Annotated in this window: 15 protein-coding genes and 1 tRNA gene; 11 read left to right on the top strand and 5 right to left on the bottom strand. The window is 72.4% G+C overall.

What is annotated here, in order from left to right; genetic code table 11:
• The first annotated feature begins 168 nt into the window (after positions 1 to 168).
• Positions 169 to 242: transfer RNA gene (locus tag ACNNMR_RS20210), tRNA-Thr, on the top strand.
• An 86-nt stretch (positions 243 to 328) separates the two neighbouring features.
• On the opposite strand, the gene ACNNMR_RS20205 is transcribed toward ACNNMR_RS20210, so the two are convergent.
• From ACNNMR_RS20205 to ACNNMR_RS20195, 3 genes are read right to left on the bottom strand one after another with little or no spacing between them, the layout of a single operon-like run.
• Positions 329 to 1,375, bottom strand: coding sequence for a PAS domain-containing sensor histidine kinase (locus ACNNMR_RS20205; protein ID WP_419996047.1), 1,047 nt, complete (start codon positions 1,373 to 1,375; stop codon positions 329 to 331).
• A gap of 5 nt (positions 1,376 to 1,380) precedes the next feature.
• A complete protein-coding gene (kaiC, locus tag ACNNMR_RS20200; protein ID WP_419996046.1) occupies positions 1,381 to 2,925 on the bottom strand; it encodes a circadian clock protein KaiC in 1,545 nt (514 codons plus the stop codon).
• On the bottom strand, positions 2,922 to 3,290 hold the full coding sequence (locus ACNNMR_RS20195; RefSeq protein WP_419996045.1) for a circadian clock KaiB family protein: 369 nt from the start codon (positions 3,288 to 3,290) through the stop codon (positions 2,922 to 2,924). The genes kaiC and ACNNMR_RS20195 overlap by 4 nt, the downstream gene beginning before the upstream one ends.
• A gap of 146 nt (positions 3,291 to 3,436) precedes the next feature.
• On the opposite strand from ACNNMR_RS20195, the gene ACNNMR_RS20190 reads away from it, so the two are divergent.
• The 4 genes from ACNNMR_RS20190 (at position 3,437) to ACNNMR_RS20175 (ending at position 6,496) form a co-directional block, all read left to right on the top strand.
• A complete protein-coding gene (locus ACNNMR_RS20190) occupies positions 3,437 to 4,102 on the top strand; it encodes a response regulator transcription factor (RefSeq protein ID WP_419996044.1) in 666 nt (221 codons plus the stop codon).
• 62 nt (positions 4,103 to 4,164) lie between these two features.
• Entirely contained in the window at positions 4,165 to 4,989 is an 825-nt protein-coding gene (locus ACNNMR_RS20185; protein ID WP_419996043.1) for a GAF and ANTAR domain-containing protein, read from the top strand.
• 128 nt (positions 4,990 to 5,117) lie between these two features.
• Complete coding sequence (locus tag ACNNMR_RS20180; RefSeq protein ID WP_419996042.1) at positions 5,118 to 5,720, top strand: ANTAR domain-containing protein; 603 nt, start codon at positions 5,118 to 5,120, stop codon at positions 5,718 to 5,720.
• Between the two features lie 113 nt (positions 5,721 to 5,833).
• Complete coding sequence (locus ACNNMR_RS20175) at positions 5,834 to 6,496, top strand: Uma2 family endonuclease (protein WP_419996041.1); 663 nt, start codon at positions 5,834 to 5,836, stop codon at positions 6,494 to 6,496.
• A gap of 85 nt (positions 6,497 to 6,581) precedes the next feature.
• Here ACNNMR_RS20175 and ACNNMR_RS20170 read toward each other — a convergent pair whose 3' ends face one another.
• Complete coding sequence (locus tag ACNNMR_RS20170; RefSeq protein WP_419996040.1) at positions 6,582 to 8,255, bottom strand: acyl-CoA dehydrogenase family protein; 1,674 nt, start codon at positions 8,253 to 8,255, stop codon at positions 6,582 to 6,584.
• Positions 8,256 to 8,269: 14 nt separating this feature from the next.
• Positions 8,270 to 8,878: a TetR family transcriptional regulator gene (locus ACNNMR_RS20165; protein ID WP_419996039.1), complete on the bottom strand. Its 609-nt coding sequence runs from the start codon at positions 8,876 to 8,878 to the stop codon at positions 8,270 to 8,272.
• 108 nt (positions 8,879 to 8,986) lie between these two features.
• Between ACNNMR_RS20165 and ACNNMR_RS20160 the strand changes: the two genes are divergently transcribed.
• From ACNNMR_RS20160 to ACNNMR_RS20135, 6 genes are all read left to right on the top strand, one after another.
• Entirely contained in the window at positions 8,987 to 9,589 is a 603-nt protein-coding gene (locus ACNNMR_RS20160) for a TetR/AcrR family transcriptional regulator (RefSeq protein ID WP_419996038.1), read from the top strand.
• Positions 9,590 to 9,701: 112 nt separating this feature from the next.
• On the top strand, positions 9,702 to 10,619 hold the full coding sequence (locus ACNNMR_RS20155) for a TauD/TfdA dioxygenase family protein (protein WP_419996037.1): 918 nt from the start codon (positions 9,702 to 9,704) through the stop codon (positions 10,617 to 10,619).
• A complete protein-coding gene (locus tag ACNNMR_RS20150) occupies positions 10,616 to 11,914 on the top strand; it encodes an MFS transporter (protein WP_419996036.1) in 1,299 nt (432 codons plus the stop codon). The genes ACNNMR_RS20155 and ACNNMR_RS20150 overlap by 4 nt, the downstream gene beginning before the upstream one ends.
• Positions 11,915 to 11,958: 44 nt before the next feature.
• Positions 11,959 to 13,668, top strand: coding sequence for an aldehyde dehydrogenase family protein (locus tag ACNNMR_RS20145; protein ID WP_419996035.1), 1,710 nt, complete (start codon positions 11,959 to 11,961; stop codon positions 13,666 to 13,668).
• A 40-nt stretch (positions 13,669 to 13,708) separates the two neighbouring features.
• Entirely contained in the window at positions 13,709 to 15,181 is a 1,473-nt protein-coding gene (locus ACNNMR_RS20140) for a long-chain-fatty-acid--CoA ligase (protein WP_419996034.1), read from the top strand.
• 54 nt (positions 15,182 to 15,235) lie between these two features.
• Positions 15,236 to 15,565 carry an ArsR/SmtB family transcription factor gene (locus ACNNMR_RS20135; RefSeq protein WP_419996033.1) on the top strand — a complete coding sequence of 110 codons (330 nt, stop codon included), beginning with the start codon at positions 15,236 to 15,238 and terminating at the stop codon, positions 15,563 to 15,565.
• The last annotated feature ends 75 nt before the right edge of the window (positions 15,566 to 15,640 follow it).

The following is a 15,640-nucleotide window of genomic DNA, read 5'->3' as shown; positions in this document are numbered from 1 at the left end:
TCACCGGCAGGAACGTGCCGGACGATCCGAGTAAAGGGTGATGTGGTGTAGTCCACTCCCGCGGACTCCCGTGACGGTAACCCGGCGGGTACGCGCTTGTCAGTACCCCGGAGGGAGAGAAATCCCCTGGCCCGGCCAACCACACCGCCCGTTAGACTGGCCCCACCCGCCTCGTTAGCTCAGCTGGCCAGAGCAACGCACTTGTAATGCGTAGGTCATCGGTTCGACTCCGATACGAGGCTCGTCAACCCCAGGTCAAGACCTTCCGACCTGGGGTTTTGCATATTCCGAGCCGGTGCGCGGCGGTGTGAAGGGCGGGCTCGCGGGGTCAGCTCTGCGGGGGCTTCGGTGGGGGGCGCGGCAGGCGCAGGTGGAAGCCGGCGTCCGGTCGTGTCCGGGGTTCGTACCAGGCGTCGCCGCCGCCCGCGCGGGCGAGGGCGCGGACGATCCACAGGCCCAGGCCGGTGCCCTGGCGTGCGGGCGACGCACCGGGGGTGCGGCTGAAGCGGGTGAAGAGGTGCGGCAGGAGGTCGTCCGGTACGCCGGGGCCGGCGTCCTGGACGCGGATGTCGATGTGGTGTGCGGACGTGGTGACGCGGATGCGGACCGGCGGGCTGCCGTGGGTGAAGGCGTTTTCGAGGTAGTTGAGCAGCATTTCCGACAGGTCGCCGCGGTCCGCGTACGCCACCACGTCCAGGGCGCAGGACACCTCCACCTCCGGGGCGTCCTCGTGCAGCGCACCGAGCTGTTCCAGGATGAACTCCAGGACGGGGACGGGCTGCGGGGTGGTGGCCGGTGTGGCCTCGGCGTCGATCCGGGCCGCCGTCAGGTGCCTGCGTACGAGGCTCTGCAGCCGCGCGGTGCAGTCGATGATGCGGTTCGTGAGGTCCAAGCGCCGTTCGTCGGTCAGGCTCCCGTCCGCGTCCCGCAGGGTGTGGGCGAGCACGCCGATCGTGGCCAGCGGGTGCCGCAGTTCGTGTGCGGTGACCGCGATCACCATGTCTTGCCGGGACAGGACTGTCTCCAGGTCCCGCTGCGCCCGGCGCCGCTCCGTGACGTCCCGCAGCGTCGCGATGTGGAGGCGTTCACCGGACGCGCGGGTGGCCGTGACCCGCATCTCGACCACGCGTCCCGAGCCCGACGGCACCACCAGGTCGATCTCGGCAGGACCGTCGGCCGTGACCGGGAAGCCGAAGGGCAGGCCGACGAGTTCGCCCGGCGTCCGGCCGAACAGTACGGCGGCGGCCGGGTTGCAGAGCCGGATGATCCCGTCCTCGCCGACCGCGACGATGCCGTCGGGCGCCGCCGCGACGACGGCCGCGCTCGGGTAGCCGGACGGCTCACTCGGCTCATTCAGCCCGTATCGCCCGGTCATCGTGGTCAGTCGTCTCGGCCGGCGTCGGGGTCCGGAACAGGCCACCGGCTCTGGGGTGCTTCGCCTGACGACGCGCCGCTGGACTCCGGGTAAGCGGAGCCGAGGATGCTGGAGAGGCTGCGCATCGGGTCGCCGATGTGCATGCCGGTGTCGTCGATCGCGTACTGGCGGATGGCGTGGTCGTGGGCGGAGCCGCGGGTCTGCAGGACGGCGATGCCGCGCTGGATCTCGCCCTGTGCCTCCACGTAGCGCAGCAGGATCGTCACATCCGTCAGGCTGGCGACCTCCATCGCGATGGCCGGTGTGACGGTGGGGGTGACTCGCCCGGTGGGCGCCGAGGTGAGCAGCGTCGTGATCTCGTGGTGGCGCAGCACTGCGCCCAGGGAGATGACGAAGTCCAGCAGCGCGCGTGGGCTCACCACGCGTTCGAGCGCGGAGAGCGTGTCGATCACCACGCGGGTGGGGTGGAATTCCTCGATGAGGCGCCGTACGCGCAGGAACTGCTCCTCGGGCGAGGCCACTTCGGGGTACTCGGACACGACGCGCAGCAGGCCGGAAGCCTCCATGGCGGCGAGGTCGAGTCCCCAGCCGGCGGCGTTGCGGCCGAGCTGTTCGCGGGTCTCGTCGAAGCTCTGCAGCAGACAGCGCTCACCGGCGGCCACCGCGTTGGCCGCGAAGAACAGGCTGGTCAGCGTCTTGCCGGTGCCGGTCGGGCCGGTGAGCAGCACGACCGAGTCCCGGAAGAAGCCGCCGCCGCACATCGCGTCCAGGCCGGGGTTGCCCGAGGAGACACGTTCGGTCGACGCGCGCTCGCGCGGCTGCAGGAAGGCGAGCGGCATGACGACGATGCCTTCGCTCGGGCCGATGGTGAAGAGCCATTCGCCGGTACGGTGCGTGGTGCCCCGGAACTTGACGATCTCGATGGTCCGGCGGCGCCGCTCCATGCGCAGGACGTTGCGCAGGATGATGACGTTGTCCAGGACGAACTCCTCGACGCCGAAGCGCGACACGCTGTTGTACTCCGCGCCGCGCTCCGCGGTGACCACGATGGTCACACCGAGCGGTTCCAGGACCGAGACGATCCGGTACAGCTCATGGCGTACGACCCCGATGCCGGTGAAGTGGGTGAGGACCGCGCCGATCGAGTCGAGTGCGACGCGCCGGGCGCCGACCTTCCGGACGGCGTGCGCGATCCGCGCGGCCAGGGCGCCCAGGTCGTAGTCCCCGACCGTCGGCGCGTCCTGGAGGATGCTCGCCGAGGCGTCGACGAACGCCCACCTGCTGCTCTCCTCCCACTCCGCGATCGGAAAGCCGAGGGAAGCGACGTTGGTCCGGATGTCCTCGGGGCGCTCCTCGAAGGTGACGAATACCCCGGGCTCGCCGTGGCTTTCCACTCCGCGCGCGAGGAACTCCATGGCGAACAGGGTCTTCCCGCTGCCGGTCGAGCCGGCCACCAGCGTGGCACGTCCGGCGGGCAGTCCGCCGATCGCGATCTGGTCGAATCCGCTGATACCGGTGGGGAGTCTTGGGATGCCGTCGATGGCAGTCATCGTCCCTGCCCCTTCTGCTGGGACTTCTCGCCCGGTTCCGGCAATCCCGGTTCCGGTAACCCGAGCGCGAGTGCGGCGCGGCGCTGGTCGGACAGGTCACCGATAACGCGCCGCGACGGGAGCGGAGCGCGCCTGATGACCGTGGGCGTCGCCAGGATGTGGTGGTCCTCGGCGAGTTCGGGCTGTTCCGTGACGTCGATTACGGTGATCTCGTAACCGCCCGGGAGGAGGGACGCGCACAGCGCTCTCAGGTTCGACCGCGCGGCGTCGGAGCGCTCCGTGGCCCCGGCCACGAAGAGGGTGAAGGCGTACGTGGCCGGTTCGCGGTGCGGATACGGGTGCGGGTCGTCGTCGGCGCTGTCCATCGCGAAGCCTCCGCCGTATGGCTGCCTCACGTCTCAGCTTACGGAGCGCCGGTGGCACCGGCCAGAGCCGGATGGGGCCCTCATGGGCGACAAGAGGCTACTCTCGGGCAAGAGGCCGCTGTTCGGGGCTTCGGCAGGGGTTTGCCATGATCCGGGTGCTTGTGGTCGAGGACGAGAGAACGCTGGCGGACGCGCTGGAGATCGCGATCGGGGCGCAGCCCGATCTCGAATGCGCCGGCGCGGTGGCGACCGTCGAGGAGGCCCTGCCGCTTGTCGCCGAGCGCAACCCCGATGTGGTGCTGATGGACATCCATCTGCCGGGCGCCGACGGCATCGAGGGCACCCGGCGGATCAGGGCAGCGCACTCCCCCCGCATCCGGGTACTCCTGCTCACCGCGGATACCGACCCCCGCCGGCTGGTGGCCGGGGCTGCGGCGGGGGCGGCCGGATTCCTCGCCAATGACAGCGCGTTTGCCACTGTGCTCGCGGCCATCCGGGCCCCCGCGGACGGGCCGATGTATATCGGGGAGTCGACGCTCGGCCTCCTTGTCGCGGCGCTCGGCCCGGCACCGGGCGAGGCGCCGCCGCGGCCGGGTTACGGCCGCGGCGAGCTCACCGCTCGGGAGCGGGAGGTCCTGCGGCTGATGGCCCGCGGGCTCGGCCCGCGGGCGATAGCCGGGCTGCTGGTGGTCAGCCCGCACACCGCGCGTGGCCATGTGAAGCGGGTCATGGCGAAGCTGGGCGCGCACAGCCAGTTGGAGGCGGTCGTCATCGCCGCCAGGTCCGGGCTGCTGCGGGCACCCGTCCCGTAACCACGGGGGGAATCAGCCCATTTGGAGCATGCGGGCGCCCAGGTCCCCGCCCTAGCCTTGCGGTGCGGCCGGCGTCCGCCTTCAACTCATCCCGCGCCGACAAGGACGCCGGCCGCCCGCCGGTCACCCACCTGGGAAGCGACCTGATGTCCGCCATGCCCCGCGAGGAGCGGCTTGCCGCCGCATTCATCGATCTCGCCGACACCCTGGTCGGTGACTTCGACGTCATCGCCTTTCTGCACTCCCTCACCGAGCACGTGACGGAGCTGCTCGACGTCTGCGCCGCCGGCGTGGTCCTCGCCGCCCCCGGTGGCGTACTGCTGGAAGCCGCCGCCTCCGACGAGCGCACCCACAGGCTGGAACTGGACTCCATCGACTGGGCCGAAGGCCCCTGCCGTGACTGCTACCGCTCCGGCAAGCCCGTCCCGGGCCGCGCTCTCGACGATCCGCGGGCGGACGTCAGCTGGCCCCGCTTCGCCCCGGACGCCCGCGCGCTGGGCTTCGCCTCCGTCGCCGCTACGCCGCTGCGGCTGCGCGCCGAGGTCATCGGCGCGCTCTCGCTCTTCCGCGACCGTCCCGAACCACTGGACGCCGCCCAACTGCGGCTGGCACAGGCCCTGGCCGACACCGCCACCATCGGCATCCTGCAGCAGCGCGCCGTCCACGAACAGACGGATGTCGCCACCCACCTGCAGGCCGCGTTGAACTCCCGGATCATCATCGAGCAGGCCAAGGGCGCCCTCGCGGCACGCCACCGGATCGGCATCGAGGAAGCCTTCCACCGCCTGCGCCGTTACGCCCGCCACCACCGGCGCCGGCTGGCCGACATCGCCCGCGCGGTCGTCCTCGACGGCCTCGACCCCGCCAGGGCGCCGGAAACCGGCTAGCGCCATGTCCATCAGCCCGCACATGGCCCACCACCTGCGCCGGCTCGCCGCACCCACCCGACCCAGCGGCCTCATCCCCGCCGGGACCCTGACCGCCTGCGCCACCGCCCGGCCTCGACGGTCTCGCGGTGTCCGTCAACCGCGGCAACGGCACCACCGAACTCCTCCGCCACACCACCGGCATCGCCGCCGAACTCGACGACCTGCAGTTCGCCCAGGGCCAGGGCCCCGCCCAGGACGCCGCCCGCACCCACCAGCCGGTCCTCGAGCCCGACCTCACCGTCTCGCCCGACGGCCGCTGGCCCGACCTGCTGCCGGGCCTGCATAAGCTCGGCGTCCGAGCCGTCTTCGCCTTCCCGCTCAGCCTCGGGCTGATCCACCTCGGCGCCGTCACCGGCCATCGCACCACCCCCGGCCTCCTCACCCCGCAGCAGACCACCGACGCCGTCGCCCTGAGCCTGACCCTCACCCACCTGCTCGCCGACCTGGCCACCCGGCCGGACGGCGCCGCCCCGCTCACCGACGTCAGCCATCTGCACCGCGCGGTGGTGCACCAGGCCACCGGCATGCTCGCCGTCCAACTCGACCTTCCACCCGCCGACGCCCTCATCCGAATCCGCGCCCACGCCTACCGCCACAGCAGGCCCATCCTCGACACCGCCCGCGACATCCTCACCGGCGACCTCACCCTGGGCGACGGCCGCTCCGGGATCAGCCGGCCCGGCAGCTGACCCGCGGCGCCGTACTCGGGAAGCACCCGGACCGCGGTGACAACGGGACGAGCATGCCGGCACCGCTCTTCCAGTAGCCTGTGGGCGATGGGTGTTCAGGCACGGGAGGCGGCATGTCACCGGAACCGCTCAATGCACCGGGTGACGGCCTCCCGGAGTTCCTGAGCTGGGAGGAACTCCAAAGATTCCCCGAGGGCATCGCGGCCGAGATCGAGCTCTGGGACCGGAGGGTGATCTGGAACCGGCGCGGCCCCGTGGAGCACCAGCGCTTTGCCCGGCGCATGTGCAACGCCCTTGAAGCCGGCGCCCGGCAGGCCATGCGGGGTGACGCGCCTGACGGCGGGCAGCGCTGCTGGCAGGTCGAGGTGGAGACCAACGTGTTCTTCAACCCCGACAAGTCCAGCTTCCTCACCCCGGACTTCCTCATCCGCCGCTGCCTGCCCCGCGGCGCTGACACGTTCGTGGGCGATGTCGTCCTGGCGGGAGAAGTCCTGTCGGGCTCGGACACTCCCAAGCGCCGCGCCTGGAAGATGGCTCGGTACGCTGACGGCGGCATCCCCTGGTACTGGGAGGTCGAACTCGATTCGTCCGGGACCTGGGACATCACCGCGGTACGTGCTTACGAGCTGGCGAAGGCACCCGTCGCCGGGCTTGCCGTCAAGCCGCTGCGTCCGGCCCTGTACATCCCGGTGGGGGAGTGGGAACCGGAAGGTCTGGGAATCGTCTTCCCCGAGCCCTTCAGCCTTGACATCACCTGGGCTGACCTCGCGTTCTGACGGTGGTACGGCGCCACCGCCCGCCGTCGGGCCCAGCACGCGACAGGCGGTGACATGGTCCGGCATGTGGGCGCCGGGTGCGCGGTCAGGCGGGTGGGCCTGGGATGCGGTCCAGTGCTGCCGTCAGGTTGGTGGTGGTGGGGAGTGTGCCGAAGGTCAGGCCCTGGTTGCCGGCGAGGCGGGAGGTGCAGAAGGCGTCGGCGAGGGGGTGGGGGGCGTGGCGTACGAGGAGGGAGGCCTGGAGGGTCAGGGCCATGCGTTCCACCAGGTGGCGGGCTCGTAGCTGGGCGTCTTCCGGGCGGGAGAGTTCGGTCAGGACCTCGCGCCATGCCGTGTCGAGGCGCGGGTCGGCGCCTGCGGCGGTCTCCACTTCGGTGCGGAAGGCGTCCAGGGACTCCGGCTCGCGGGTCAAGGCGCGCAGGACGTCGAGGGCGTTGACGTTGCCCGAGCCTTCCCAGATGCCGTTGAGCGGGGCCTCGCGGTAGCGGCGGGGCATGCCGGAGGCTTCGTCGTAGCCGTTGCCGCCGAGGCATTCGAGGGCTTCGGCGACGACGGCGGGCTGGCGCTTGCAGACCCAGTACTTGCCGACGGCGGTGGCCAGCCGCAGGAAGGCCCGCTCGCCCGCGTCGCCGCGGTGGGCGCGGTCGCCGGCGCCGGCGATGCGCAGCGCCAGGGTGGTGGCGGCCTCGGACTCGAGCGACAGGTCGGCGAGGACATTGCGCATCAGCGGCTGGTCGATGAGCTTGGCGCCGAAGACCGAGCGGTGCCGGGTGTGGTGGGCGGCATGGGTCAGCGCGGAGCGCATTCCGGCCGCAGAGCCCAGGATGCAGTCGTGCCGGGTCATCGTGACCATCTCGATGATCGTGCGTACGCCCTGGCCCTCCGCGCCGACCAGCCAGGCCACGGTGTCGTCGAACTCCGGCTCCGACGACGCATTGGAGCGGTTGCCGAGCTTGTCCTTCAGCCGCTGGATACGGAAGGTGTTGCGGCTGCCGTCGGGCAGGACCCGCGGGACCAGGAAGCAGGACAGCCCGCCGGGAGCCTGGGCCAGGACCAGGAAGAGGTCGTTCATCGGGGCGCTGGTGAACCACTTGTGGCCGCGCAGCCGGTACGTGCCGTCGGGCTGCTCGACCGCGGCCGTCGTGTTCGCGCGGACGTCGGTGCCGCCCTGCTTCTCCGTCATGCCCATCCCGGCCAGCAGGCCGCGCTTGCCGGCCGGCGCCGTCAGGCCGGGCTCGTACACCCGGCTGGTGAGCAGCGGCTCGTACACCTTCGCCAGCTCGGGCGCGGCGCGCAGCGCGGGCACGACGGCGTACGTCATCGAGACCGGGCAGCTGTGGCCCGCGTCGGTGGTGCTCCACACCATGAAGCCCGCCGCGCGGGCGACATGGGCGCCGGGGCGGTCGTCGGCCCAGGCGGCGCCGGCCAGGCCTTCGCTCACCGCCACGTCCAGGAGGTGGTGGTACGAGGGGTGGAAGTCGACCTCGTCGATGCGGTTGCCGTAGCGGTCGTGGGTGCGCAGCTCCGGCTCGTGGCGGTTGGCCTCGTCGCCCCAGCGCTGCGCCTCCTCGCTGCCCGCGCGGCGGCCTATGCGGTGCAGGTCGTCGAGGTGCCAGGCGGCGCCCTCCCGGCGTACGCCCTCCAGCAGCACGGCGTCGTCGGCGACGTCGTGGCCGGTCAGGGGCGGGGGCTGGTTGGTGACCTCGTGGGTACGGGAGGCGGGGTTGCTGCGGGGTGAGGTGTCTGCGGTGAGGGGCATCGGAGTCCTCCGGGTCAGCTGGTGGTGGCGCCTGCGCAGCGCAGGGCCAGCGCGGTGAGTTCGGTGAGGAGTTCGCCGGCGGAATCCGCCTCCGGCGCGGCCAGGGGGTCCACCAGGACCTCGCCGATGGCGCCGGTCAGGGCGGCGGCGGTGACCCCGGCGTCCTGTACGGGCAGTTGGCCGGCGGCCACGCCCTCGCGGACCACCTCGGCGAACAGCTCGCGGTAGCGGCGGCGGAACTCCAGCCGCTCGGCGCCGACGGCGGGTTCGGCGGGGGCGGCCAGCAGGGCGTACGCGAGGCCGCGGCGCTCCATGGCGCGGCGGGCGAAGACCTGCACGCCGCGGGCCAGCCGCTGCGCGGGGTCGCCCCCGTCCCCGAGCACCTCGGCGAGCACCTCGACCTCGCGGCCCGCGGCCCGCCGGAAGACCTCGACGGCGAGGGCGGACTTGGAGGCGAAGTGCTGGTACACGGACCCGGCGGACATCCCGGCGGCCCGCGCCACGGTGCTCACGGACGCCTGCGCCCAGCCGATGTCGGCGACGACGGTGGTGGCCTCGCGGATCAGCCGCTCGCGGGCGGATTGCAGGCGCTGCAGCTCGGCGGGGGTCTTGCGGTAGGCCATGCGAAGAAGTGAACCACTGTTCAGATCATCGCGCCAGGGTCGCCAGGGTCGCCAGCGTCGCCAGGGTCCCCGCCCGGCCGCAGGGCCCCGGGCCGTATGGTCAAGGGCATGCCGGAGCAGCAGGTGCGGAGTGGGGCCCGAGGGCCCGGGCGTCCTCGCGAGGAGCGGGTCACCCGCGCCGTGCTGGATGCCGTCGTCGCCATCGTCGCCGAGAGCGGCATGAGCGCCGTCACCATGGACGCCGTCGCCGCCCGCGCGGGCGTCAGCAAGCCGGCGATGTACCGGCGCTGGTCCACCAAGCAGGACCTCGTCATCGCCGCCGCCGAGTCCCGTATCGGCCCCCTTGAGGTCCCGGATCTCGGGGACTTCCGCGAAGAGCTGCGCACCGTGCTCACCGCCCGCATGGAGGCCTACCGGCAGCCCGGCATCGACCGGCTGCTGGCCGGCGTGATCGGCGTAGCGGCCGAGGCGGGGGCGCAGCGCGGGGCGTTCGGCGCGTATGCCGGGCGGGTCATGGCCGAGACCCGGCGGATTCTGGAACGCGGCGTGGACCGCGGCGAGTTGCGCCCGGACACCGACGTCGGCGCCGCGGCGACCCTCGTGGCGGCTGCGCTGGTGTTCCGGATGGTCGGTGAGCAGCGGCAGCCGGACGCGGCGCTGGTGGACGCCGTGGTCGATCTGGTGGGCCGGGCGGTGCTCGCGGCCCCCTGACGGAGCCACGCGTTCCGGCGGCAGAAATCTCGATGGCCTCACCCCCTTGCCCCGGCCTGCCTCAATATCGATACTGCCGGTAACGAATTTGGCAGAGCCGCCGGAGGAAGCCATGACCACCGCTGCACCTAAGCCGATCCTCGACAAGCCCCTGATGCACTACGGCACCCGCGTGCTGGACCGCACGGCGCCGGGCACCCCGCAGGCCACGTACAAGATCCTCGACGTCACCCCGCTCACCCCGCACATCGGCGCGGTGCTCAGCGGCGCCGACCTCACCCGGCCGATCGGCGCGGACCTCGCCGAGGAGCTGCGGCAGGCGCTGCTGGAGTGGAAGGTGGTCTTCTTCCGCGGCCAGACCGGCTTCACCGCCGAGCACCAGCTGGCCCTCGCCGGCGTCTGGGGCCCGCCGGAGGCCAACCCGTTCTTCCCGAAGACCGAGCACGCCGGCGTCTCCCGGCTGGCCAAGGACGCCAAGGCGTCCGGCAACAAGAACATCTGGCACAGCGACCACTCCTTCATGACCAACCCGGCCCTCGGCTCCGTGCTCCGGGCCGTCGAGGTGCCGGCCGCCGGCGGCGACACGATGTGGGTGGACATGGCCGCCGCCTACGACAACCTCCCCGACGACCTGAAGGAGCGGATCGCGGAGCTCGTCGCCGTCCACGACTGGGAGGCCAGCTGGGGCGCGCTGATGAACGACGAGCAGAAGGCCGCGTTCCGCAAGAACTGGCCGCAGGTCGAGCACCCGGTCGTGGTGCGCCACCCGCGCAGCGGCCGGAAGACGCTGTACGTCAACGAGCCCTTCACCCGCTACCTCAAGGGCCTGCCGGAGGCGGAGAACCGCGAGCTCCTCGACATCCTGGTGCTGCAGGCCCGGATCCCCGAGTACCAGGTCCGCTTCCACTGGGAGCCCGACTCGATCGCCATCTGGGACAACATCGCCACCCAGCACTACGCGATCAATGACTACTTCCCGCAGCGGCGCGTGATGGAGCGCATCGCCATCGCGGGCGTCCCGCTCGCATGACGACGGGCACTACCCTCCGCGAGTCGGCCGCGGGCGCGGTCCAGGCGACAGGCCGCGCCTGGACCGTGACCGCGCTGCTGGTCGTCTTCATGATGGTCAACTTCGCGGACAAGGCGGTCCTCGGCCTCTCCGCCGACGATATACGCGCCGATCTCGACGTGTCCGCCACCGAGTTCGGCCTCGCCAACAGCGCCTTCTTCCTGCTTTTCTCGGTCGCCGGGGCCGTCGTCGGGCTGCTGGCCGACCGGATCCGGCCGATGTGGCTGCTGCTGGTGATGGCCGGGCTCTGGTCCGTGGCCCAGGTGCCGGTGGCCGTCGGTGGCGGGCTCGCCGTCCTCGTCGCCTCGCGGGTGGTGCTCGGCGCGTCCGAGGGGCCCGCGTTCCCGGTCGCGCAGCAGGCGGCGCTGTCGTGGTTCCCCAACCACCGGCGGAACCTTCCCGGAGCCCTCATCACCCTCGGCGTCACCTTCGGCGTGATCACCGCGGCCCCCGCGCTGACCTGGGTCACCGACCATCACGGCTGGCGGGCCTCGCTGTGGGTGCTGGCCGCCGTCGGCCTGGTGTGGGCGGTGCTGTGGGCGCTGCTCGGCGGCGACGGCCCGTACCGCCTGGAGAAGCCGGCGGCGGACGCCACGGAGCAGGCGGCGGACACCGAGGCGAAGCCCGTCCCGTACCGCCGGATCTTCGGCACCCGCACCTGGATCGGCGTCACCGTCGCATACTTCACCAGCTACTGGACCGTGGCCCTGATGCTGGCCTGGCTGCCGTCCTATCTGCGCAACGGCCTCGGCTACACCTCGGCGGAGGCCGGCACCCTGGTCGTGCTCCCGTGGGCCGTCGGCGCCTTGGCGCTCATCGGCCAGGCGATGGTCACCGGCCGGCTGATGGACCGCGGCGTGCCCAGCCGGATCGCCCGCGGCCGGGTCGGCGCCGCGCTGCTGCTGACCGGCGCCGCCGGGTGCCTGGCCGTGCCGCTGGTCGACGGTTCCGGTACGAAGCTGGCGCTGCTGGTCGTCGGGTTCGGCTTCGGCGGCTCGTTCGCCACCGTGGCGGCCACCACCGTCGCCGAGCTGGCGCCCGGGCCCCGCCGCGGCGGGGCGCTCGGCACCATGAACGCCGCCGTCACCACCGCCGGGCTGCTCGCCCCTGCCGTCGTCGGCGCGCTGGTCGACCGCCAGGGGGACGGCGGCTATCAGAGCGCCGTCGTGCTGTCCGCCGTCCTGCTGCTGGCCGGAGCGCTGGCCGCGTACGCCCTGATCGACCCGGAGCGCGACGCGCTGCGGCTGCCGTCCTGAACCCCCGCCGATACACCCGCCCGTACAACCGAGGAGCAACCCTCATGCCCGCCGTGCCCGCCGCCCTCGACACCGAGCCCCTCGACCGGGCGCTCGACGACCTCTCCGCCCGCGCCGAGTCCTGGACGCAGACCCCGCTCTCCGAGCGGATCGCGCTGCTCGAAGGCCTGCTGCCGCGGATCGTGGCCGGCGCCGAGGCGATGGCCGCCGACGCCGCCCGCGCCAAGGGTTACGGCCCCGACTCGCCCTGGGCCGCGGAGGACTGGATCGGGGCGCCCTGGGCGCTCGCCCAGACCACCCGTGCCTATCTGCACGTCCTGCACCGTCTCGCCGCGGGCCGGGAGCCGGTCGACGCCGCCGCCGTACACGAGCGGGACGGGCGCGCCGTCGTCGACGTCTTCCCCGCCACCGGATGGGACGGCCTGCTCCTCAACGGCTTCCGGGCCGAGGTGTGGATGCGCCCGGGCAGCACCGCCGCGCAGGTGCGCGAGCGGGCGGCAGGCGAGTACCGCGGCCGGCCCGGCACCCCGGCCGTCGCCCTGGTGCTCGGCGCAGGGAACGTCGCCGCCATCACGCCGCTCGACATCCTGCACAAGCTGTACGTCGAGGGCCAGGTCGTCATCGCCAAGATGAACCCGGTCAACGCCTATCTGCGGCCGCACTTCGAGCGCGTCTTCCAGGAGTTCATCGACGGCGGCTGGGTGCGCTTCGTCGACGGCGGCGGCGCCGCGGGCGCGTACCTGACCACCCACGCGGCCGTCGACACCCTGCACATTACGGGCAGCGAGCGCACCCACGACGCCATCGTCTGGGGCACCGACGACCGGGCCGCCGAGCGCCGCCGCGCCGACACCCCGCTCGTCGACAAGCCGTTCAGCAGCGAGTTGGGCGGCATCAGCCCCTGCATCGTGACGCCGGGACCCTGGAGCGCCGCCGACTTCCGCTTCCAGGCCGAGCACATCGTCACCAGCAAGCTCAACAACTCCGGCCACAACTGCGTCGCCAGCCAGATCCTCGTCGTACCCGAGGCCTGGGACGGCACCAAGCGGCTGCTCGCCGAGATCCGCAAGGTGCTGCGCGAACTGCCCCCGCGCAGCGACTACTACCCCGGCGCGGAAGGCCGGCTGGCCGCCGTCGCCGAGGCCCACCCGAGCGCCGACGGGGAGGGCAGCTGCCGGATCCTCGTACCGGACATCGAGGGCCGGGAGGACATCCTGCTCTCCGACGAGGTCTTCGCCAGCGCCCTCGGCGTCGTCCGCCTCCCCGGCGACACCCCCGCCGAATTCCTGCGCCAGGCCGTGGACTTCGCCAACGACACCCTCCCCGGCACCCTCGGCGCCACCCTCCTCGTCCACCCGAAGACCGAGAAGGCGCACCGCGACGCCGTCGCCGCGGCCGTCGCCGGGCTGCGGTACGGCACCCTGGGCGTCAACTGCTGGTCCGCCATCGGCTTCCTGCTCGGCTACACCCCGTGGGGCGCCTACCCCGGGCACACCCGCCAGGACATCGGCAGCGGCACCGGCCTGGTGCACAACGCGTTCATGCTGGAGGACGTCGAGAAGACGGTGCTGCGCGCGCCCTTCGCGCCCACGCCCCGCGGCCTGTTCACCGGCTCGCCCTCGCTGTCGCCGCGCCCCCCGTACTTCGTCACCAACCGCACCGCCACGACGACCATCGCGCGCGTCACCCGCTTCACCGCCGCACCGGGACTCGCCAAGCTGCCGGGCATCTTCGCCTCAGCGCTGCGTGGCTGACCCCCGTACCCGCCCCCGTAGACACGAAAGAGGCTCAACGGTGAACCTCGCCGAACTGCTCCACCGCACCGCCACCACCCACGGCCCCCGCACCGCCGTCGAACTCGGCGACCAGGCCCTCACCTACACCGAACTCGACACCCTCGCCGGCCGGGTGGCGGCCCGGCTCACCGCCACCGGCGTACGCGCGGGCGACCGGGTCGGCCTGATGCTGCCGAACCTGCTGGAGTTCCCGGCCCTCTACTACGGCGTGGCCCGCGCCGGCGCCGTCGTCGTCCCCATGAACCCGCTGCTGAAGAAGCGCGAGATCGCGCACTACCTCAGCGACTCCGGCGCCGTGCTGCTCTTCGCGTACGAGCCGAGCGCCGCCGAGGCCGCCGCGGGCGCCGAAGGCACGGCCGCCACCGTCGTCCCCGTCGCGCCGGGCGCGCTCACCACCCTGCTGGCCGACCACCCGGACCCGGCCCCCGTACGGGAGCGCGCGGACGACGACACGGCGGTCATCCTCTACACGTCAGGCACCACAGGCGCGCCCAAGGGCGCCGAGCTGACCCACGCCAACCTCGCCCGGAACGCGGAGATCTGCGCCCAGTCGCTCTTCCACCTCACCCCCGACGACACCATCCTCGGCTGCCTGCCGCTGTTCCACGCCTTCGGCCAGACCTGCGGCCTGCACACCGCGGTCTCCGTGGGCGCCCGCCTCACCCTGGTGCCGCGCTTCGACCCGGAGGACGTGCTGCGCACCATCCAGGGGCGGGCGGCGACGGTCTTCCAGGGCGTGCCCACCATGTACGCGGCCCTGCTCGCCGCGCATGAGCGGCAGCCGGGCGCGTACGACACCGGCACCCTGCGGCTGTGCGCCTCCGGCGGCGCCTCGCTGCCCGTCGAAGTGCTGCACGGCTTCGAGAAGGCCTTCGACTGCGCGGTGCTGGAGGGTTACGGCCTGTCCGAGACCTCGCCCGTGGCGACCTTCAACCACCCCGGCCTGCCACGCAAGGCGGGCTCCATCGGCACCCCGGTCGAGGGCGTCGAGGTGCGGCTCGCGGACGTACGCGAGGGCGTGGGCGAGCTGTGCGTGCGCGGGCACAACGTCATGAAGGGCTACTGGGGCCGCCCGGACGCCACCGCCGCGGCGGTCCGCGACGGCTGGCTGCACACCGGCGACCTCGCCCGCGTCGACGAGGACGGCTACTACGCCATCGTCGACCGCAAGAAGGACCTGGTCATCCGCGGCGGCTACAACGTCTACCCGCGGGAGGTCGAGGAGGTGCTGTACGAGCACCCGGCCGTCGCCGAGGCCGCGGTCGTCGGCGTCCCGCACCCGGAGCTCGGCGAGGAGGTCGCGGCCGCTGTCGCCCTGCGGCCCGGGGTGGAGGCCACGGAAGCCGGGATCCGGGAGTTCGTGCGCGAGCGGGTGGCCGCGTACAAGTACCCGCGCATCGTCCGGCTCGTCGAGGCGCTGCCCAAGGGCGCCACGGGCAAGATCCTCAAGCGCGAGCTGGACCTCACGTGAGCCCCACCGGGCCCATCCCGCTGCCGCTGATTCCATGTGTGTGAAAATAGATACATGTCGAATGTGGAGCCGTGCTGTGCGCCGCTGACGGAGCGGCCGCTGACCGCCGATGAGTCGGAGCGGACCGCGGTGATGTTCAAGGCGCTCGGGGATCCGGTGCGGCTGCGGCTGTTTTCGCTGGTCGCCTCGCATGAGGGGGGCGAGGCGTGCGTGTGCGACATCTCTGATGTCGGGGTTTCGCAGCCGACCGTTTCCCATCATTTGAAAAAGCTCAAGGAGGCGGGGCTGCTCAGCTCCGAGCGGCGGGGGACGTGGGTGTATTACCGGGTCGAGCCCGGTGTGCTGGCCGCGATGGGGCGGACGCTTGCGGGAGTCGTCGGCTGACTGCCGTTCCACGAGGCGTACGGAACGACCGCGGGCCCGGCTGTGGCAGCCGGGCCCGCGGTCGTGTTCGTGCGG

Origin of the sequence: Streptomyces boninensis, from assembly GCF_048572725.1 — a bacterium.
Taxonomy (GTDB): domain Bacteria; phylum Actinomycetota; class Actinomycetes; order Streptomycetales; family Streptomycetaceae; genus Streptomyces; species Streptomyces boninensis.
This window is presented reverse-complemented; position numbering and strand designations above follow the sequence as displayed.